The organism is Nocardia sp. NPDC056064, from assembly GCF_042266925.1.
Lineage (GTDB): Bacteria > Actinomycetota > Actinomycetes > Mycobacteriales > Mycobacteriaceae > Nocardia.
On record NZ_JBHJWO010000004.1, the window covers coordinates 177,749 to 197,083 of the forward strand.

The window sequence follows — 19,335 nt, forward strand, 5'->3', positions numbered from 1 at the left end:
GGACGGGCACGGCCGAACGCGACGGCGCGGGCCCGTGTCGTTTCACCGGGCCGCGGCGCTGGCTTTCGCGATGTTGTGGGCGACCGTGCCCAGGCGGGTGAGGCGCGCGTCGCCGAGTGGGGTGAGCTTGCCGCCGAGCCGGTTGGTGACGAAGGCCAGCGACAGCCCCGTTTCCGGATCGGCGAAGGCGCCCGAGCCGCCGAGCCCGAAATGGCCGAACGCCGAGATCGGGTCGGCCTTGGAGGGTTTCATCGGAACACCGTGGTAGCCCAGCGCCCATGGAATCCGGAAGGCCAGCACGTAGTCCGGGGTGAAGACCTGCCGCGCGCTGAACCTGCGGATCGAGTCCGGGTCGAGGACGCGGGTGCCGTCGAGTTCGCCGCCGTTGGCCAGCGCGGCGTAGAGGCGGGCCAGAGCGCGCGCGGAGAAGACACCGTTGACACCGGGCATCACCGAATCGTGCACCCGTGGATCGACGATGAGCTCGGCGAAACCCCGCGGCGTGGTCTCGGCGGCGGCCGCGAACCTGGTACGGGTGAGCAGATCCGAGCCCCGGTCCCAATCCATGCCCGCGGCGCGCAGGCGCGGGAAGGTGGTGGCGATGCGGTGGCGCTGGTCGGCGGGCACCCGGAACCACAGTTCCTCGGCACCCAGCGGTTCGGCCAGCTCGGTGCGCACCACCTCGGTGAACTCGCGCCCGGTCACCCGCCGCACCAGCTCGGCGGCCAGATGGCCGTAGCTGATGCCGTGGTAGCCGCTGGTGACGCGGTGCCGGGGATCGGGTGTGGCGGCGGCGAGCGCGGCGGTGACGGCGCTGTCGTCGAAGAAGGACTCCACCGGGCCGGGCAGCAGGCCGCGCAGCCGGTGCAGGCCCGCCCGGTGGGTGAGCACATCGCGCACGGTGATGTGGGACTTGCCTGCCGCGGCGAACTCCGGCCAGTACTCGGCCACCGCGGTGTCGTAGTCGATCTGCCCGCGTTCGGCGAGCTGATGGATCACCGTGGAGGCCACACCTTTTCCGGTGGAGAACCCCAACGCGACCGAGTCCGCCGTCCACGGCACCCCGGGCGCGGCGTAGCCCGCCCAGACGTCGACCACCGGCTCACCGTGCAGGTACACGCACAGGGCGCCCCCGCCGTGCGCCGGGGTGCGGAACAACCGATCGAAAATGGCCACCACACGGACGAAACGTCGATCCACCGACTGCGCTGTCGAAAATCCCATGAGCCGAGCATGCCACCACCGGTGGGGGACCGGCCGTCCGGTGAGCCTGCCGCGCGCGGGTCAGGCGCCGACGGATTCGGCGGTCAGCGCGTCCAGGACCGCGTCGAGATCGTCGACGTCGACGACGAGCCGGGTGAAGTCGGGCCCGTCGAGATCGATGCGCACCGCACTGCCGCCGAACGTGGTGTCCCAGAACTCTTTCCGGCCCTTGCCGCGGTAGACGCCGGCGGCGATCACTCCGGGGATGAAGGTGCCCGGTGCGCGCACCCACGGCGGGCGCAGGTCCACCTCCGCGGTGGTGATCTCGGTGATCGCGGCCCGGTCGATCACGACCTGCTGGCGCAGGGCGAGGAGGCGGTGCCCGCCGAGTACATGGACCGTCACCGTGTCGTCGTGAACCTCGACCTCGACCATCGCTCTACCTCACTCACCTCTGCGGAAAACTTTCCCTGTCCAGGATGGGTGGGTGGCCTGGTCGCCGACTGTGGCGATCCTGTGATTTGGCCAAGGAACTGTGAAGCATCGGAAGATGTAGATATGCGCATCTATCGGATGTGTCATCATCGGTCCACACGCTGGTCCCGACCGTCACCGAAGACGCTGGGGAGCGGGGAGCCCCGGTGCGCTGAGCAGCGGTTGTGATGCGAATCGCCGGAACATGCGGCCTGTCACAGCCGACACATAATGGAGGTCCGGTGTGGTTAGCTCATATGAGCACATCGGGGTGTGTGAGGTGTGTCACTTTCAGCAGGGTAGGCCAGGTGGGAACAGTGGATATCAGTCCAAAGGGTGTGGTCGGTTCGGTGCAGCGGTTGCTGGCTACCGCGCAGAACGGGCTGGAGGTCATCCGTTTCGGCGGGTTGGCGCACGATGTGGAGTCCTCGCCGTTCGAGGTGGTCGAGCGCAGGCGGATGTACCGGCTGCGGCACTACTTCCCGGACGACACGACGTCGGGCCGTCCGGTGGCGTTGCTGGTGCCGCCGCTGATGGTCAATGCCGACATCTGGGACGTCAACGCGGCGGGCGGTGCGGTCGGGATCCTGCACGCGAGCGGAATCGACTGCTGGGTCATCGATTTCGGCTCACCGGCCACCGAGGAGGGCGGCTGGGAACGTGATCTGGCCGATCACGTGCTCGCGGTGAACTCCGCGATCGACACCGTGTGCGAGGCCACCGGCGCACAGGTGCACCTGATGGGGTACTCGCAGGGCGGCATGTTCGCCTACCAGACCACGGCCTACCGCTACGGCAAGGGCGTGGCCTCCATCGTCACCTTCGGCAGCCCGGTCGACATCGTCGCGGGCATGCCGTTCGGGCTGCCCTACGGGCTGGTCTCGGAGGTGGCCGACTTCCTGGCCGACCACGTGATGCACCGGCTGCCGATCACCGAATCGATGGTGCGGGTGGGCTTCCAGATGCTCGACCCGGTGAAGACCGCGAAGTCGCGCATCGATTTCCTGCTGCAACTGCACGACCGGGAAGCGCTGCTGCCCAAGGAACGTCAGCGCCGGTTCCTCAACAGCGACGGCTGGGTGGGGTATTCGGGTCCGGCGGTGGCCGATCTGCTCAAGCAGTTCGTGGCGCACAACCGGATGATGCTGGGCGGCTTCGTGATCCGTGATCACCCGGTGTCGCTGGCCGAGCTCAAGTGCCCGATCCTGGCCTTCGTCGGCGAGGTCGACGACATCGGTCAGCCCGCGGCGGTGCGCGGCATCGTGCGCGCCGCGCCGAACGCCGAGGTCTACGAGGCCAGCCTGGTGGCAGGGCACTTCGGGCTGGTGGCCGGTTCGATGGCGACCAACCACACCTGGCCGCTGGTGCGGGACTGGATCGGCTGGATGGACGGCAACGGCACCCTGCCCGAGGCGATCGTCCCCATGCGCGAACACGTGCCGAGCAATGCCCCGCGCACCGCGGCCACCCGGATGGTGCACACCGCCGCCTCGCTGGCCGAGGCGGGCGCGGGTGTGGGCAAGGCGCTGGAGGGTATCGCCAGCAGCACGGTGCGCGGGTCGTTCGAGATCGCGGGGGAGGCCGCCCGCGCGCTGCCCCGGCTGACCCGCCTGGGCATGATCCAGCCGCACACCCGCATCTCGCTGGGCAAGCTGCTCACCGAGCACGCGCGCCGCGCCCCGCACAAGGACCTGGTGCTCTTCGACGACCGTGTGCACACCAACGCGGCGGTGGAGGAACGCGTCGACAACATCGTGCGCGGGCTGATCTCGGTGGGCATCCGGCCCGCGACCCGCGTCGGCATCATGATGGAGACCCGGCCCAGCGCGCTGGCCTCGGTGGCCGCGCTCTCGCGCCTCGGCGCTGTCGCGGTGCTGCTCGCCCCCGGCGCCGAACTGGACCGGGCCATCGAGCTCACCGGCGTGCAGACGCTGATCACCGATCCGGAGAACCTGCGCGCGGCCGCGGCGACCGGCGCCAGGGTGCTGGTGCTCGGCGGCGGCGCGACCCGGCAGCTGCCGGTGCCGACCGGCGAGCGGGTGATCGACCTCGAGCAGATCGACCCGGCACGGGTGCGCGTGCCCGCCTGGTACCGCCCCAACCCGGGCCTGGCCCGCGAACTCGCGTTCGTGCTGGTGCTCGGTTCCGGTGACCGGCTCGAGGCCAAGTACATCACCAACCACCGCTGGGCCCTGTCGGCCTTCGGCACCGCCAGCGCGGCCGACCTCGACCGCCGCGACACCGTCTACTGCCTGGCCCCGCTGCACCATTCCTCGGGACTGCTGGTGAGTCTCGGCGGTGCCATCGCCGGTGGCAGCCGGATCGCGCTGGCCCGGCCGATGGACATGGACCCGGGCCGCTTCGCCGCCGAGGTGCACCGCTACGGCGTCACCGTGGTCACCTACACCTGGACGATGCTGCGCGATCTGCTCGACGCGCAGGTGTTCCCGGCCGGGCACAACCACCCGATCCGGCTGTTCATCGGCTCCGGCATGCCCGCCGGGCTGTGGCGGCGCACGGTCGAGCAGTTCGAGCCGGCCCGGGTGCTCGAGTTCTACGCCTCCATCGACGGCGACGTGGTGCTGGCCAATGTCGACGGCGCCAAGATCGGGTCCAAGGGCAGGCCGGTGCCGGGCACCGCGCGCGTGGAGCTGGTGGCCTACGACCCGCTCAGCGAGCAGATCCTGGTGGGCGACAGCGGTTTCGCGCGGCGCTGCGCCGACAACGAGCCCGGCCTGCTGCTGGGCAAGGCCGTCGACGGTGGCGACATCTCCGACGGTGGGCTGCGCGGGGTGTTCAAGGCCGGTGACGCCTGGTGGCCGACGGAGAACCTGTTCCGCCGCGACAGCGACGGCGACTACTGGCTGCTGGACCGCCGCGACACCGTCATCCGCACCGGGCGCGGTCCGGTGTTCACCCAGCCGATCGTCGACGTGCTCAACGACATCACCGCCGTCGACATGGAGGTGGCCTTCGCGCTGCCCACCGCGGCGGGCACCCTGGCCGCGGCCGCGCTGAGCGTGCGCACCGGGCACCGGATCGAACCGGGTGATGTCACCGAGGCGATGCGGGCGCTCGAGCTCGATCAGCGACCGGATCTGGTCTACGTGGTCGACGACATCCCGCGCAGCCCGAGCTTCCGGCCCTCGGCCGCGGCGGTCCAGGCCGCCGGGCTGCCGCAGCCGGGACCCGACACCTGGATCTACGACCGCTCGACCCAGACCTACGGGGTGCTCACCGAGGCCGCCGCGGCCGAGCTGTTCGGCCGGAACTGAGGCGTTCCCGCGCGGCCTCCCGGGCCGCGCGGGACGCTCACACCCGGTAGGCGGTGACCGCGTCCACGACGCGGCCGAGCTGCGCGTCGTCGAGCATCGGCCACAGCGGCAGCCGCAGGATGGTGGCCGAGAAGTTCGCCGAGCGGGTGCACGGCACCGGGGTGCGGCCGTACTTGAGGCCGGCGGGGCTGGAATCCAGCGGGATGTAGTGGAACGGCGCGACGATGCCCTGCCCGGCCAGGTGCCGGATGAGGCCGTCGCGGCTGTCCTCGGTGGGCATCCGCAGATAGAACAGGTGCGCGGTGTGGCCGCGGTCCTGCGGCACGGTCATCGGGCGCACATCGTTGGCCGCTGCCCAGCCGGGCAGCGCGGCCGCGTAGGTGTCCCACACCCGATGCCGGTTCGCGTGGATGGTGTCGAACTCGGCCAGCTGCGCGTCGAGGACGGCGGCGTTGAGTTCGCTGGGCAGATAGCTCGAACCGATGTCCTGCCAGGAGTACTTGTCGACCTGGCCGCGCAGGAACCGGGCGCGGTCGGTGCCCTTCTCGCGCATGATCTCGGCGCGGCTCATCAGGATCTCGTCGGAGAGCAGCAGCGCGCCACCCTCTCCGCAGTGCACGTTCTTGGTGTCGTGGAAACTCTGGGTGCCCAGGGTGCCGATGGTGCCCAGCTGCCTGCCCCGCCAGGTGCCGCCCAAGCCGTGCGCGTTGTCCTCGATGATGGCCAGGCCGTGCTGGGCGGCCAGCTCGAGCAGCGGTGCCATGTCGGCGGCGACGCCACCGTAGTGCATCACCAGGATCGCCTTGGTGCGCTCGGTGACGGCGTCGGCGGCCGCGGCCGGGTCGATATTGCCGGTGCTGTCGTCGATGTCGACGAACACGCAGGTGGCCCCGCGCAGCGCCATCGCGGTGGCCGCGGAGGTGAACGCGAAACTCGGGACGATCACCTCGTCGTCGGGCCCGAGTTCGAGCAGCAGCGCGCCGAGTTCGAGCGCGTGCGTGCAGGAGGTGGTGAGCAGGGCGTGCCCGGCGCCGGTGATCGACTTGATCCGCGCGGTGGCCGACTTGGTGAACTGGCCGTCGCCGTGGCTGTGATCGGAGTCGAGCACGGTCATCAGGTTGGCGCGTTCGGCGGCCGCCCGGAACGGCCTGCTGAAGATGATGCGGTCGCTCACTCGCGGTGCCCCTTCTCGGTCGCGGCGGCCGGCACCGCGGCCTCGATTCGATGGTGCGCGGCCGGCGTGTGCATCGTATCCGGGCGCGGGGTGGGGGTCTGTACGGTCAGGTAGAGCGGTTTGCCGACCAGGATGTGCAGCGCCACACCGAGATACTCGGCGATCAGGCCGAGCGAGAACAGGATCGCCCCCGAGCACAGCAGCAGCACGACGATGATCGACGCCCAGCCCTCGGGATCGTTGTTGTCGTTGTTGGTCAGCGCCTGCACCACGACCACCGCGGCCATGATCACCCCGGCCAGCGCCAGCGAGACCCCGAGCATGCTGACCAGCCGCAGGCCGCGGGTGCCGCTGCACAGCACCATCTTCCAGAACAGCGAGAACAGCCGCCGGTAGTTGTAGCCGGACTCGTCGCGGCCCTCGGCGCGCAGCACCACCGGCACCGACACCGTGCGCCCGACCACCCAGGTCAGTGCCACATCCAGGTACGCGCCGTTGGCGGCGACCTCGGCCAGCTGACGGCCGATGTCGCCACGGATGAGCCGGAAGCTCTCGAACCGGGTGGAATCGGGGAAGGCGAACACCGTGGCCAGCACGATCTTCGCGCCGCGCGAGGTGAGATTGCGCAGGAACCCGTGCGGGCGGGTGTTGGACGGCTTGGAGTAGACCAGGTCCGCGCGCGAGGCCAGCGCGGCGTCGAGGAAATCGGCGATGAAGGCCGGGTCGTGCTGGCCGTCCTCGTCCATGGTGACGATCCAGTCGCCCCGCGCCGCCGCCATACCCGCGATCGTCGCCGCGTCCTGGCCGAAGTTGCGGCTGAGCCAGACCGCCCGCACCTGCGGGTAGGTCCGCTCGAGTTCCTGCATCACCATGTCGGAACGGTCGGGGCCGTTGTCGTGGACGAGGATGATCTCCTCGATGGCGAATCGCGCGCCCGCCACGGAGGTGGTGGGGCCGGTGAGCCGGTCGAGTTCGGCGACCAGTGCGGCGATCGTGTCCTCGCCCCGGTAGACCGGGACCACCACCGACACCGAATGGACCGTGCCGGGCCGGTCGCCGCTGTCGGGAGCGCCCGTGTGCAGCACGGCGCCGAGCCGGGACGAGTGTGCGGTAGGAATCGGCATCGTCGACTTTCGGTGTGACCGGAACAGACCCAACAGTGCTGGGAACTTTAACACCGCACCACGGCGAGTCGGCTGCTGCGCCATGGCCCGTGCGGCGGTGCCTATTCCGCCGGTTACCTGTAGGGTCTGGTCCTCGTGGTGGAAAGTAGAACCCCTCCCCGGCGGGCCGTGTACCTGTGGGGCTTGCTCACCTCTCTCGGCGTGATCGCCGGCTATGGCGCGGTTCTGCTCGCCAACGTCCGGCATTTCTACACCGACGACACCGAATCCCAGTACGTCCCGCTGTGGGTGATGCTGGGCAGGCGGCTGCGCGACGGTGATCTGCCGGTCATGGTGCCCGAGCACTGGATGGCGGGCAATTACTCCATCGAGGAAGCGGGACTGCTGAATCCGCCGCAGCTGCTGATCGACCTGATCGCGCCCTCGGTGGACAACCTCGTGCTCTACGCGACCGTGGTGAAGCTGATCTTCGCGATCATCCTCGGCCTCGGCGTCTACCGGATCTGCCTGGCCTACGGCTCGCGGGTGCAGTGGGCGGCGCTGGCGGGCGTGTCGATCCCGTTCACCGGCTGGCTGCTGTTCTTCGACGAGGCCAGCTGGATGACCGCCTTCACCGGCACGGCGTGGATGGTGCACGCGTGGGCCTCGGGAGTGCGGTACGCGCGCGGACGCGGCGGGCCGATCCCGGTGTTCGTCTACCTGTACCTGGCGATCTCGGTGCAGTACATCTTCCCCGCGGTCGAGGCCGGTCTGATGATCGGCGCCGTCGCGATCGGCGAGCTGGTCTATCAGCGCGCCTGGCGTCCCCCGCTGAAACTGCTGACGGTCTCGGGCCTGGCGGCCCTGGCGGGCGTGGCCACCTACCTGCCGAGCATGCTCTCGGCGAAGGTGACCTGGCGCGGCACCGCCCAGATCAACAACGACCAGTTCCTCACCGTGCCGTGGTCGGAATCGCTGAACGCCAGCCTGCCCTCGACCCTGCCCGCCTTCACCTCCTGGTGGGGCTATGTCCAGCCGCTGCCGGTCGTCTACATCGCCTGGTTCCTGATCCCCGGCCTGGCCTTCATCGACTGGGGCAGGGCCCGCACCGCGTGGCGCGAGCTGACCGGCATCGCGGTGTTCGCGGCCGCCGCGCTCATGTGGACCGCGGGGCCCGGCACCATCGGCCCGCTGCGCTGGCCCGCCCGCGTGCTGCCGATGGTGGCGCTGGGTCTGCTGCTGCTGGTCTGCGTGCTGCTGGGACGCTTCGCGACGGTGAAGGACTGGCGCTCACGGTGTGTCGCGGCCGCCGTGCTGATCGGGCTGCTGTGGGTGCGGTCGTTCTCGGCCGACCCGCACCACGTCCCCGCGCATCTGCTCGCCGCGGCGGCCGTGGCGGCCCTCGGCGCGGGCATGGTGTGGCTGGCCCTGCGCAAGGGCACCTCGGCGGCGGTCGCGCTGGCGATCGTCGCGGTGTTCCCGATCGCCTACGTCCAGGTCGAACGCGCGCAGCCCACGCCGATGAGCTGGAACCTGCCCAGCGACCGGGCCGCGGCGCGCGCGGCGTTCCCGGAGTTCGCGGGCACCACGCTGCAGCTCGGTGACCGCGCCCTGATCCAGCCGGGCGAACGCAGCCTCGACGGCGCGTACGGGTCGCTGGTCTTCGGCAACTACGCCAAGGACATCGAACGCACCTACGTCAGCGGCTACACCCCCAACGGCCACTACTGGTTCGGTGACATGCTCTGCATGCGCTGGGACACCAGCGTCTGCCCGGACGCCTACCGGCGCGCCTTCGCGGTGGAGCCGTCGACCGGCAAGACCGTCGTCGACCTGATGAACGTCGACCGGGTCGTCCTGCAGACCGCGCTCTACCCCGACGCCCGCAACCAGCCCGCCCCCACCGGCTGGAAATGGGTCGACTACCCCGGCCACGAGAAGTACATCGCCGTCCTCGAACGCGAGGACGGGCTGATCTCCACCCGCAACGGCCGGATCTCCGCCGCCGAGGGCGTCACCGCGGTCTCGCTGTCGGAGAGCGACACCACCAGCCGGGTGCGGGTCAGCTCCGAGTCGGGCGGCCGGGTCGTGTTCGCGCGGCTGGGCTGGCCGGGCTACCGGGTGACCCTCGACGGCGAGGACATCCCGTTCCAGGTCGTCGCGAAGAGCTTCGTCGCCGTCGACATCCCCGCGGGCACCCGCGACGCCACCCTCGACCTGACCTGGCGGCCGCCGGGCTGGAAGATCGGCGGCGCCGCCATCGCCACCGGCCTGCTCGGCCTGGCGCTCCTGCAGTGGCTGTACCTGCGCGGGCGCAAACCCGAGGACGAGCAGGAGACGCCGGTCGAGACCCCGGTCCCCGACGACGATCCCGAGCTCGTGGACGCGCTGCGATGACCACCGAGGCCGCGGCGGCGGGCGGCGGTGTCCTCGAGACGCCGGGCCCGCTGCTGCGGATCGTGAAACGCCAGGAGCTGGCCTTCGCCGTCGTCGGCGGATTCAACACCCTGCTCGGCATGGCCCTGGCGGTGTTCTGGCTGCGGGTGCTCGGTGACGGCAGGCCCGGCCTGGCCGTGGTCGCCGCCTACGCGGTGAGCACGATCGTCGCGTTCGTGCTGCATCGCACGCTGGTCTTCCGGGTCCGTGGCCGGGTGCTGCGCGACTTCCTGGCCTTCTGCGGCGTGAACGCCGGCGGGCTGGTCCTCAATGTGATCCTGGTGGAGTTCGCCGTCACCGGACTGGGTTTCCCGGCCGAGCCCGCCTCGGTGATCGTGATGGGGCTGGTCGCGGTCCTGAGCTTCTTCGGGCACCGCTACATCTCGTTCCGGCGGGCGCGGTAGGTTAGGGGCATGGCGCACGAATCCACCCTCGACGCAACCCTGCTCGGCCTGCTGGCCTGCCCCCAGGACAAGGGCCCGCTGCAGCTGGTGCGCACCGAAGACGGCGCGAGCGTGCTCTACAACCCGCGGCTACGGCGCGCCTACCCGGTCGACAACGGCATCCCGGTCCTGCTGATCGACGAGGCCCGCGACGTCACCGACACCGAACACGAATTCTTCGCCTCGGAGTCCTGACCACTCGAGCTGGCGGGTGCCACGTCCTGACCGGAATCAGGCCGTGGCACCGATGTCGCCGGTGAGGTAGCGCTGTATGGTCGGCCCGACCGCCGCGACCACCTCCGCCAGCGGCATGGAGGCCAGCGGTTCGAGGCTGATCACCTTGCGGGCGATCAGCAGGCCCGCCATCTGCGCCCCGACCAGCGCCACCCGCGCGTGCCCGTCGTCCTCGGCGGTGGCGATGCGGGTGCGTACCCGCTCCAGCACCACCTCCAGCAGGAACGTGCGCGCGAGGTTCGGGTCGCCGGCGATCATGCTGCGCGCCATGGCGACCACGCCCGGGCCCGCGGGGGAGTCCCACACCGCGACCACGGTCCGCACGATCGTCTCCCCGAGCTCGTCCACCGGCGCCGCCGCGACGGTCGACAGGGTGGCCTCCGGGTCGGCGGGGAACTCGACCACCGCCGCGAACAACTGCTGCTTGGTCCCGAAATAGTGGTGCACGAGCGCGGGATCGACCCCGGCGTCGGCGGCGACCGACCGGATGGAGGTCTTGTCGAAACCGGCCTCGGCGAAGCGGGCACGGGCGGCGTCCAGGATCGCCGTCCTGGTGTCGGCCTTGCCCGGCCTGCGCCCACTGCGCCTGCCCGGCTCGCGTCCGTCGCCGCCCATGCTGTCCTCCTCGCTATCGATTCACGCGGTCCGCCGGCGCAGCGTGGCCGCGGCCAGGGCCAGTGCCACCACCGCGAACCCGGCGACGACAGCGATGTCGCGCCACATCGTCGCCGTCGGCTCGGCATGGGTCGACACCTGCTGCAGCGCGTCCACCGCGTAGCTCAACGGCATCACATTGCTGAGCAGCTCGAGCCAGCGGGGCAGCTGATCGCGCGGAACGAGCAACCCGCACAGGAAGATCTGCGGTGCCACGATCACCGGCATGAACTGCACCGCCTGGAACTCGGTGCGCGCGAACGCGCTGGCCAGCAGCCCCAGCCCCACCCCGCACACGGCGTCGACCATGGCGATCAGCATCACCCAGCCCGGACTTCCGGCCGCCTGCATCCCGAGCAGCCAGAACGAGACCGCGCACGCGACCGCGGCCTGCGCGGCGGCGGCCAGCGAGAACGCCGAGCCGTATCCGGCGAGCAGATCGAACTTGCTCAGCGGCGTGGTGAGCAGGCGTTCGAGGGTGCCGGAGGTGCGTTCGCGCTGCATGGCGATGGCGGTGATCAGGAACATCACCACGAACGGCAGGATGCCGAGCATGGTGATCCCGACGCGGTCGAACATGGTCAGCGGCGCGTGCGGCGGGCGCGGCGCGTCCTGATAGATGAAGTACAGCAGCGCCATCAGGATCGCGGGCACCACCAGGATCATGACGACGGTGCGCCGGTCGTTGCGCAGCTGACGCAGGATCCGGCCGGTGGTGGCGGTATAGGGCCGCAGGGCGGTGCTCATGCGCGCGCTCCCCTCGTGATCAGGGTCAGGAAGGCGTTCTCGAGGTTCTGCTCGCCGGTGTCGGCGCGCAGTTCGTCCGGGCTGAGCTGGGCGAGCAGTTCGCCTTCGCGCATCAGCAGCAGGGTGTCGCAGTGATCGGCCTCGTCCATCACGTGACTCGACACCAGCAGGGTCGTCCCGGCGGCGGCCAGGTCGTGGAACTGTTTCCAGAGTTCCACGCGCAGGACCGGATCCAGCCCGACGGTCGGTTCGTCGAGCACCAGCAGTTCGGGCTTGCCCACCAGCGCGCAGGCCAGCGAGGCCCGGGTCCGCTGCCCGCCCGAGAGCTGATCGCCGAGCTGGTCGGCGTGGTCGCGCAATCCCACCGCGGTGAGCGCGTCCTCGGTATCGGTGCGCTCGCGTCCGTAGAGCGCGGCGTAGTACGCGACGTTCTCGCGCACGCTGATATCGGCGTAGATGCTCGGCGCCTGGGTGACATACCCGACGCGGCGCCGCAGCCCGGCGCTGCCCGCGGGCTCGCCGAGCACCGTGACCGTGCCGGACTGCACCAGCTGGGTGCCGACGATGCTGCGCAGCAGCGTGGTCTTCCCGCACCCGGACGGACCGAGCAGCCCGGTGATCGACCCGCGCGGTATCCGCGTCGAAAGACCGTGCAGAACAGTGCGTTTCCCGCGCCGGACGGTCAGATCGGTGACCTGGACGGCGTCCTGGGGTGGTGGAGTGTGCGACATCGGCCGACTCAATTCATCGAGTGTTGAATTCACTACGTGATGAATTTAGCGCGGCCGATGTCGCACGGCAAGGGTCAGTGGGCGTGTCCGTGCGGCGTGCCCGCCTGCTGCCCGGGCTCGACCACCACGAACTGGCCCATCATCCCCAGGTCCTCGTGCCAGAGCAGATGGCAGTGATACATGTACGGGGTGTCCGGATCGGCGGGCCCGTCGAAACGCAGCGCCAGCCGCGCGGTGGTGTTCGGTGGCAGGAAGATCGTGTCCTTGGGCCCGGTCAGCGCGGGCGGCGGTGCGCCACCGTCGTAGTCGAGCACGCGGAACTGCACATCGTGGACATGGAAGTTGTGCGGCATCCCGTCGGTATTGCGCACCACCCACGTCTCGGTGGTTCCCCGGGTGACGGTCGTATCGATGCGATCCATCGCCATGGCCGTGCCGTTGATGCCCGACAGCGTCAGATCGAACCGCCGCTCGGTCACCGCGTCGCTGCCGTCGGGCGTGGACGCGGGGACGAGCGCCGCGGGCAGCGGGGCGGATTCGCGCAGGGTGGGCGCGGCCCGCAGCTCCAGGATGTCGAAGCGGTCGTCACCACCGGCGAACCGGTTGCCCCAGAAATCCAGTCCGGCGTCGAGACGTTCGCTGCGCAGCACGGTCCGCTCGCCGGGCCGCATCCGCACCACGATCTCGGCGCGTTCACCAGGGGAGAGCCGCACCCGGTCGAGCGTGGCCGGACGTTCCAGTAACCCGCCGTCGGAGCCGATCAGCGCGAAGGGGCGCGCGTCGTCGAAGGCGAAGGTGTAGATCCGCGCGGTCGAGGCATTGAGCAGGCGCAGCCGCACCAGCTCGTCGCCCACCTCCTGATACGGGGCCAGGGTGCCGTTGACGAGCGTGCGGTCGCCGAGGAACCCGACATCGCGGAAGATCGTGTGCGAGCCGTCGAGCCGGTCGCCGCGCAGGCGCAGGTCCTGAACGATTACCGGAAGATCGTCGACACCATAGGTCTTCGGCAGCGGCAGTGCCGAGGCCGCGGCGTCGTCGATCAGGAACATGCCCGCCAGGCCGCGCCGGACGTGGTCCTCGGTCGCGCCGTGGGGGTGCGGGTGGTACCACAGCGTCGAGGCCGGTTGCGCCACCGTCCATTCCGGCGTCCAGGTCGCGCCGGGCTCGACCATCTGGTGTGGCCCGCCGTCCATCGCGGCGGGCAGATGCATGCCGTGCCAGTGCACCGTCGAGGCTTCGGGCAGCTGGTTGGCGATCCGGACCCGCACGCGTTCCCCCGCGCTCGCCCGCAGCGTCGGCCCCAGGTAGCTGCCGTTGAAACCCCATGTCTCGGTGTCGGTTCCGGGCTCGAACGCGGTGGTGCCGCTGCGCATGTCGAGGGAGAACACGCGGGTGCCGTCGGCATCGACGGTGGACTCGGCCAGGGGTGGGATGGCCAGTGGGCGGGTGAATTCGGTACCGACGGTGGAGATGTCGGCCGTGGCCCAGATCCAGCCGACGCCACCGGCGATCGCGGTGAGCAGGACGACGACGAGCGTGCCCACGCCGAGCAGGGCACGGCGCACACGGCGCGGGGGAGAAACCATGTCCCGACGGTAGGAACGGACCACCCTCCCGCACATCGGGGAGCGACCCCCAACCCGACCCCGACATTGCCCTGATTCCCGGCGTTCCAGCAGGTCAGGCATATGTGATCTGTATCACAACGCGGGGTTGTCACGTTCGGCCCGGCTCGTCTGTCCCCTGGATATCCGACCGAGAAGGAGCGTCACCATGAGCACCAGATCGCCGCGGGCCAGGAACTCGCGCACCACGACATCCCCGCCCTCCTGAACGGCACCGGCATCCGGTTCGTCCGGGGTCGCGCCACCGCCCTCGACCCCGAGACCCGCCGCGTGCACGTCGAGGGAGCGGGCGAGCTCGTCTACGACGAGCTGATCTACGCCCTCGGCAGCACCACCGACACGACCGCGGTCCCCGGCGCCGCCGACCACGCGTGGACCCTGAACGATCCGCGCACCGCCCACGAATTCGCCGGTGAACTCGCCCGGCTCGCGACGGGGAACTCGCGAGCGACCTCACCCTGTGGACCAGCGGCGTGCGGGTCTCACCCCTGGCCACGGCGGCCGGGATCAGCACCGACGAACGCGGCCTGATCGTGGTCGACCCGACCCTGAAGTCGGTGTCGCACCCCACGATTCACGCGATCGGTGACGCCGCCGCCGTCCACCAGCCGGTGAGCCTGGGCCGCCGCGACGCCGTCATCCAGTTCACCCACGCCGACGACACCCCGCGCCGCCTGCACCTCACAGGCCGCGCCGCCCGCGTCTACAAGGAGCTCGTGAGCAGCAGCCCGATCCCCACCGTCAAGGGCAGCAAGCGGATGACCATGACCGTCCAGCTGTCGAAGGGCGGCCGGGCGACCCGCCACCCGGCCTGACGCGGCCCGTGCGTCATGGTTGAGCCCATGCCCGAACAGGACCCGTTCCTCGAACATCGCCGGCTGCTGTTCGCGACCGCCTACCGCATGCTCGGAACGGTCACCGACGCCGAGGACATCCTTCAGGACGCCTGGCTGAAATGGCACGCCGTCGACCGGACCACCGTCGAGCATCCCAAGGCGTATCTGGTCCGCGCCGTCACCAATCCGGCGCTCAACCGGCTCACCTCGGCGCGCGCCACCCGCGAGCAGTACATCGGCCCGTGGCTGCCCGAACCGGTGCTGACCTCACCCGACATCGCCGAGGACACGGCCGTCTCGACCGCCATGCTGGTGGTCCTGGAAACGCTCGCCCCGGTCGAACGCGCGGTCTTCCTGCTGCGTGAGGTCTTCGGCTACTCCCACGCCGAGATCGCCGACACCCTCGACCGCTCCGAGGCGAACGTGCGCCAGATCACCCATCGCGCCCGGGACCACGTGCGGTCGCGGCGTCCACGCTTCGACACCGACCGGGTCGCGCGCGCCCGCGTCACCGACCGGTTCATGGCCGCGTGCGCCGGCGGCGACCTGAACGCGCTGACGGATCTGCTCGCGCCGGAGGTCACCTGCTGGTCCGACGGCGGCGGTGTCGTCACCGCCGCTCGCAGGCCGATGCACGGCCCCGACCACGTCGCGCGCTGGATTCTGGGCGTCCTGGCGAAACCGGCGTCGGCCGGTGTAGAGCTCACCGCCGCCGACATCAACGGCGAACGCGGCGCCCTGGCCTGCTTCGCGGGCAATCCGGGCGCGGCCTTCACCTACGACCTGGTCGACGGGCTGATCCACAATCTGCGTTTCCAGGTGAACCCCGGCAAACTCGGCGGCCTCTACCGGGGCACCGAGCTGCTCGGCTGAGCCCGCGTCGCCGATGGACGACAATGGGCGTCGTGTCCGCTCAGGAACTCGCCGTCGATCCACCGGCCGCCGCGCGCAGGCTGCTCGGCGCCATCCTGTCGTCGGGACCGGTGGCCCTGCGCATCGTGGAGGTCGAGGCCTACGGCAGCGACCCCGCGGGTCCGTGGCCCGATCCGGCCGCGCACTCCTGGCCCGGCCCCACCGCCCGCAACGCGGTGATGTTCGGCCCCGCGGGACGGCTCTACATCTACCGCTCCTACGGAATCCACCTGTGTGTCAACGTCACCGCGACCTTCGACGGGGTCGCCGGTGCGGTGCTCGTGCGCGCGGGCGAAGTGGTCGACGGCCTCGAGATCGCCCGGCAGCGGCGCCCGGCGGCCCGCACCGACGTCGACCTCGCCCGCGGTCCCGGCAATGTGGGCAGCGCCCTCGCCGTCAGCCTCGACGACTACGGCACCGAACTGTTCGACCCGTTCTCGGCTGTCCACCTCACCCTGCGTCCACCGGTGCCGGACACTGCGATCGCGTCGGGACCGCGCGTCGGCGTGAGCCTCGCCGCCGAGGTGCCGTGGCGGTTCTGGCTGCCGGACTCCCCGGCCGTCTCGGCCTACCGCCGCAGTCCCCGCGCGCCCGCGGCCGTCATCCCACCACGCTGACCGCACCGGTGCGCTGAGCTCGGTGTCGATTCGTCTGCCGAGCCAACACCGCGGCGGCGATCTCGGCGCCGGATCCCATGGCAGGCACCCGCCGCGAGTGCGACGATCGAGGATCTCAGTTCGACGCCGACCAGCAGGAGTACCCGTGTTCACCTTCCCCAGCAGCGACGGAACCACGATCCACGTCCGGAGCTGGCTGCCCGCCGAACCGCGCGGTGTCGTGCAGATCGCGCACGGCATGGGTGAGCACTCCGAGCGGTACGGCCATCTCGCCGAGCGCTTGGTCGAGCACGGCTACGCCGTCTACGCCGACGATCACCGCGGCCACGGCCACAGCATGGGCGAGGTCCCCGGCGACCTGGGGCCCGACGGCTGGAACCTGCTCGTCGCCGACGAGGTCGCCCTCACCCACCTCCTGCGCGAGCGTCACCCCGGACTGCCGATCACCCTGTTCGGCCACAGCCTCGGCTCCTTCGCCGTGCAGCAGTACCTGCTCGACCATTCCGCCCTCGTCGACGAGGCCGTACTGTGCGGCTCCACCGCCGTCGACGGACTGTTCGCCGCCATCGCGACCGCGGGCGGCGATCTCACCGCCTTCTTCAACGCCGAGTTCCAGCCCACCCGCACCGAGGCCGACTGGATCAGCCGCGACGAGTCCCAGGTCGATGCCTACATCGCCGATCCCTGGTGCGGATTCGCCATCGACGAGGCCAACATGGGCCTGCTCGCGGCCACCGCGCAGACCCGCCTCGCCGATCCCGCCACCGTCCGCGCCGACCTGCCGATCTACGTGATGGTCGGCGACAAGGATCCGCTCAACGCCGGCCTGCGCCTGTCGGACCTGCTCGTGCAGCGCTACCGCGACGCCGGTCTGACCGACATCACCTACCGGACCTACCCGCAGGCCCGCCACGAGGTGCTCAACGAGATCAACCGCGACGAGGTCGAAGCCGAACTGCTGGCGTGGGTGACCCGCGCCAGGGTCTGAACCCCGATACGGAAAGATGGAACACCGTGACCGGTGACATCTTCGACGAACTGACCTGGCGCGGCCTGATCGCGCAGTCCACCGACCTGGACGAGCTGCGCGCCGCGGCCGCCGCGGCCCCGCTGACCCTCTATGCCGGTTTCGATCCCACCGCGGCCAGCCTGCACGCCGGCCACCTGGTTCCGCTGCTCGCGCTCAAGCGCTTCCAGCGCGCCGGGCACCGTCCGATCGTGCTCGCGGGCGGCGCCACCGGCTTGATCGGTGACCCGCGTGATGTCGGCGAACGCACCATGAACTCCACCGACACCGTCGCCGAATGGGCCCAGCGCATCCGCGGCCAGCTCGAGCGCTTCGTCGACCTCGACGACTCACCCACCGGCGCCGTGATCGTCAACAACATGGACTGGACCGGGTCGCTGTCGACCGTGGACTTCCTGCGCGACATCGGCAAGCACTTCTCGGTGAACGTGATGCTGGCCCGCGACACCGTCAAGCGGCGCCTCGAAGGCGAGGGCATCTCCTACACCGAGTTCAGCTACATGCTGCTGCAGGCCAACGACTACCTGCAGTTGCGCCGCGAACACGGCTGCACGCTGCAGGTCGGCGGCTCCGACCAGTGGGGCAACATCATCGCCGGCGTGGAGCTGAACCGCCGCGTCGACGGGGCGCACGTGCACGCGCTCACCGTGCCGCTGGTGACCTCGGCCGACGGCAAGAAGTTCGGCAAGTCCACCGGCGGCGGCAGCCTCTGGCTCGACCCGGAACTGACCAGCCCCTACGCCTGGTACCAGTACTTCGTGAACACCGCCGACGCCGATGTCGTGCGCTACCTGCGCTGGTTCACCTTCCTGAGCCGCGAAGAACTCGACGAACTCGAGCAGGCGACCACCGAACGCCCCTTCGCCCGCGAGGCGCAGAAGCGGCTCGCGGCCGAGATGACCACCCTGGTGCACGGCGAAGCCGAGACCCGCGCGGTCGAACTGGCCAGCCAGGCCCTGTTCGGGCGCGGCGACCTGCGGGAACTGCCCGAGGCCACCCTCGGCGCGGCGCTGCGCGAGGCCGCGGTGGACGGCAAGGTCGCCGAAGTGACCCCGGGGGAGCCGAGCACGATCGTCGACCTGCTGGTGGCCTCCGGTCTGTGCGAGAGCCGCGGCGCGGCCCGTCGCGCGGTCAACGAAGGCGGTGCCTCGGTGAACAACGAGCGCGTCGCCGACATCGACTGGACCCCGTCCGACACCGATTTCCTGCACGGGCAGTGGCTGGTGCTGCGTCGCGGAAAGAAGAACATGGCCGGCGTCCGTCGGATAGCCTGAAGCCGTCGCGGAGGTCTGAATCACATCCGTGTGATTCAGGCCGACGCGCCGCCTGGCCGCGCCGCGTCTACCAGCGCAGATACCCTGCTGTCCAGGCGATTTGACGCGGCGTTATCCGGCGCGTAACTTATTGGAAGTCAGAGCGACACGGACACCAACCCGGAGCCGAGACGCTGGTCTTCGAGACCGGCGGGGCGAGGGAAAACGCGGTAGGACGGGGAAGCGCCTGACATTGCCTCAACTGTGTGACCAGAGTTACGATTGACATCGTCTGGACGCGAAGTTAGGCTGGAACAGTTGCCCTGCGGAAGATCTGAAGAATTTCGGTGATTCTGCTTGTGCGTGTGTTCTTTGAGAACTCAATAGTGTGTCGATGAATGTCAGTGCCAATATTATTATTGGTTCCGCTTCTCATACCCCCCGGTTGAGGAGTGGACATTTAAACAACAGCGAATCTTTTTGCTGGTGTTTGGCTTTGCTAGGTTTTCGGACTCTAGTTAGATATTTCTGATTACACCTTCGGGTGTGATTGAGAGTCTTCAACGGAGAGTTTGATCCTGGCTCAGGACG

General features: G+C 70.0%; 18 protein-coding genes. 9 read left to right on the forward strand and 9 right to left on the reverse strand.

Annotated elements, in window-relative coordinates:
• Positions 1 to 42 precede the first annotated feature (42 nt).
• A complete protein-coding gene (locus ACFC06_RS28645) occupies positions 43 to 1,176 on the reverse strand; it encodes a serine hydrolase domain-containing protein (RefSeq protein ID WP_375938438.1) in 1,134 nt (377 codons plus the stop codon).
• Between the two features lie 108 nt (positions 1,177 to 1,284).
• Positions 1,285 to 1,638: a hypothetical protein gene (locus ACFC06_RS28650; RefSeq protein WP_375938441.1), complete on the reverse strand. Its 354-nt coding sequence runs from the start codon at positions 1,636 to 1,638 to the stop codon at positions 1,285 to 1,287.
• A gap of 296 nt (positions 1,639 to 1,934) precedes the next feature.
• Between ACFC06_RS28650 and ACFC06_RS28655 the strand changes: the two genes are divergently transcribed.
• Positions 1,935 to 4,952 carry an AMP-binding protein gene (locus tag ACFC06_RS28655; protein WP_375938444.1) on the forward strand — a complete coding sequence of 1,006 codons (3,018 nt, stop codon included), beginning with the start codon at positions 1,935 to 1,937 and terminating at the stop codon, positions 4,950 to 4,952.
• Positions 4,953 to 4,989: 37 nt separating this feature from the next.
• Here the strand turns inward: ACFC06_RS28655 and rffA are convergent, their stop codons facing one another.
• Complete coding sequence (rffA, locus tag ACFC06_RS28660) at positions 4,990 to 6,126, reverse strand: dTDP-4-amino-4,6-dideoxygalactose transaminase (RefSeq protein WP_375938447.1); 1,137 nt, start codon at positions 6,124 to 6,126, stop codon at positions 4,990 to 4,992.
• Positions 6,123 to 7,250 (reverse strand): glycosyltransferase, encoded by a 1,128-nt coding sequence (locus tag ACFC06_RS28665; protein ID WP_375938450.1) that lies wholly within the window; start codon positions 7,248 to 7,250, stop codon positions 6,123 to 6,125. Before ACFC06_RS28665 ends, rffA begins: the two co-directional genes overlap by 4 nt.
• A 168-nt stretch (positions 7,251 to 7,418) precedes the next feature.
• On the opposite strand from ACFC06_RS28665, the gene ACFC06_RS28670 reads away from it, so the two are divergent.
• From ACFC06_RS28670 to ACFC06_RS28680, 3 genes are read left to right on the forward strand one after another with little or no spacing between them, the layout of a single operon-like run.
• A complete protein-coding gene (locus ACFC06_RS28670) occupies positions 7,419 to 9,626 on the forward strand; it encodes a hypothetical protein (protein ID WP_375938510.1) in 2,208 nt (735 codons plus the stop codon).
• On the forward strand, positions 9,623 to 10,069 hold the full coding sequence (locus ACFC06_RS28675; RefSeq protein ID WP_375938453.1) for a GtrA family protein: 447 nt from the start codon (positions 9,623 to 9,625) through the stop codon (positions 10,067 to 10,069). The genes ACFC06_RS28670 and ACFC06_RS28675 overlap by 4 nt, the downstream gene beginning before the upstream one ends.
• Before the next feature lie 9 nt (positions 10,070 to 10,078).
• A complete protein-coding gene (locus tag ACFC06_RS28680) occupies positions 10,079 to 10,303 on the forward strand; it encodes a Trm112 family protein (protein ID WP_375938456.1) in 225 nt (74 codons plus the stop codon).
• A gap of 36 nt (positions 10,304 to 10,339) precedes the next feature.
• On the opposite strand, the gene ACFC06_RS28685 is transcribed toward ACFC06_RS28680, so the two are convergent.
• From ACFC06_RS28685 to ACFC06_RS28705, 5 genes are all read right to left on the reverse strand, one after another.
• Positions 10,340 to 10,957 carry a TetR family transcriptional regulator gene (locus ACFC06_RS28685; protein WP_375938459.1) on the reverse strand — a complete coding sequence of 206 codons (618 nt, stop codon included), beginning with the start codon at positions 10,955 to 10,957 and terminating at the stop codon, positions 10,340 to 10,342.
• 21 nt (positions 10,958 to 10,978) lie between these two features.
• A complete protein-coding gene (locus ACFC06_RS28690) occupies positions 10,979 to 11,743 on the reverse strand; it encodes an ABC transporter permease (RefSeq protein WP_375938462.1) in 765 nt (254 codons plus the stop codon).
• Positions 11,740 to 12,474 (reverse strand): ABC transporter ATP-binding protein, encoded by a 735-nt coding sequence (locus ACFC06_RS28695; protein ID WP_375938465.1) that lies wholly within the window; start codon positions 12,472 to 12,474, stop codon positions 11,740 to 11,742. Before ACFC06_RS28695 ends, ACFC06_RS28690 begins: the two co-directional genes overlap by 4 nt.
• A gap of 74 nt (positions 12,475 to 12,548) precedes the next feature.
• Positions 12,549 to 14,060: a multicopper oxidase family protein gene (locus tag ACFC06_RS28700; RefSeq protein WP_375938468.1), complete on the reverse strand. Its 1,512-nt coding sequence runs from the start codon at positions 14,058 to 14,060 to the stop codon at positions 12,549 to 12,551.
• A 114-nt stretch (positions 14,061 to 14,174) separates the two neighbouring features.
• Positions 14,175 to 14,468 carry a hypothetical protein gene (locus ACFC06_RS28705; protein WP_375938471.1) on the reverse strand — a complete coding sequence of 98 codons (294 nt, stop codon included), beginning with the start codon at positions 14,466 to 14,468 and terminating at the stop codon, positions 14,175 to 14,177.
• Positions 14,469 to 14,572: 104 nt separating this feature from the next.
• Between ACFC06_RS28705 and ACFC06_RS28710 the strand changes: the two genes are divergently transcribed.
• The 5 genes from ACFC06_RS28710 (at position 14,573) to tyrS (ending at position 18,765) form a co-directional block, all read left to right on the forward strand.
• Positions 14,573 to 14,914 carry a hypothetical protein gene (locus tag ACFC06_RS28710; RefSeq protein WP_375938474.1) on the forward strand — a complete coding sequence of 114 codons (342 nt, stop codon included), beginning with the start codon at positions 14,573 to 14,575 and terminating at the stop codon, positions 14,912 to 14,914.
• Positions 14,915 to 14,941: 27 nt separating this feature from the next.
• Positions 14,942 to 15,808: an RNA polymerase sigma-70 factor gene (locus tag ACFC06_RS28715; RefSeq protein ID WP_375938477.1), complete on the forward strand. Its 867-nt coding sequence runs from the start codon at positions 14,942 to 14,944 to the stop codon at positions 15,806 to 15,808.
• A gap of 23 nt (positions 15,809 to 15,831) precedes the next feature.
• Entirely contained in the window at positions 15,832 to 16,464 is a 633-nt protein-coding gene (locus ACFC06_RS28720; RefSeq protein ID WP_375938480.1) for a DNA-3-methyladenine glycosylase, read from the forward strand.
• Positions 16,465 to 16,609: 145 nt separating this feature from the next.
• Positions 16,610 to 17,452 (forward strand): alpha/beta hydrolase, encoded by an 843-nt coding sequence (locus ACFC06_RS28725; protein WP_375938483.1) that lies wholly within the window; start codon positions 16,610 to 16,612, stop codon positions 17,450 to 17,452.
• A 26-nt stretch (positions 17,453 to 17,478) separates the two neighbouring features.
• On the forward strand, positions 17,479 to 18,765 hold the full coding sequence (gene tyrS, locus ACFC06_RS28730) for a tyrosine--tRNA ligase (protein WP_375938486.1): 1,287 nt from the start codon (positions 17,479 to 17,481) through the stop codon (positions 18,763 to 18,765).
• The last annotated feature ends 570 nt before the right edge of the window (positions 18,766 to 19,335 follow it).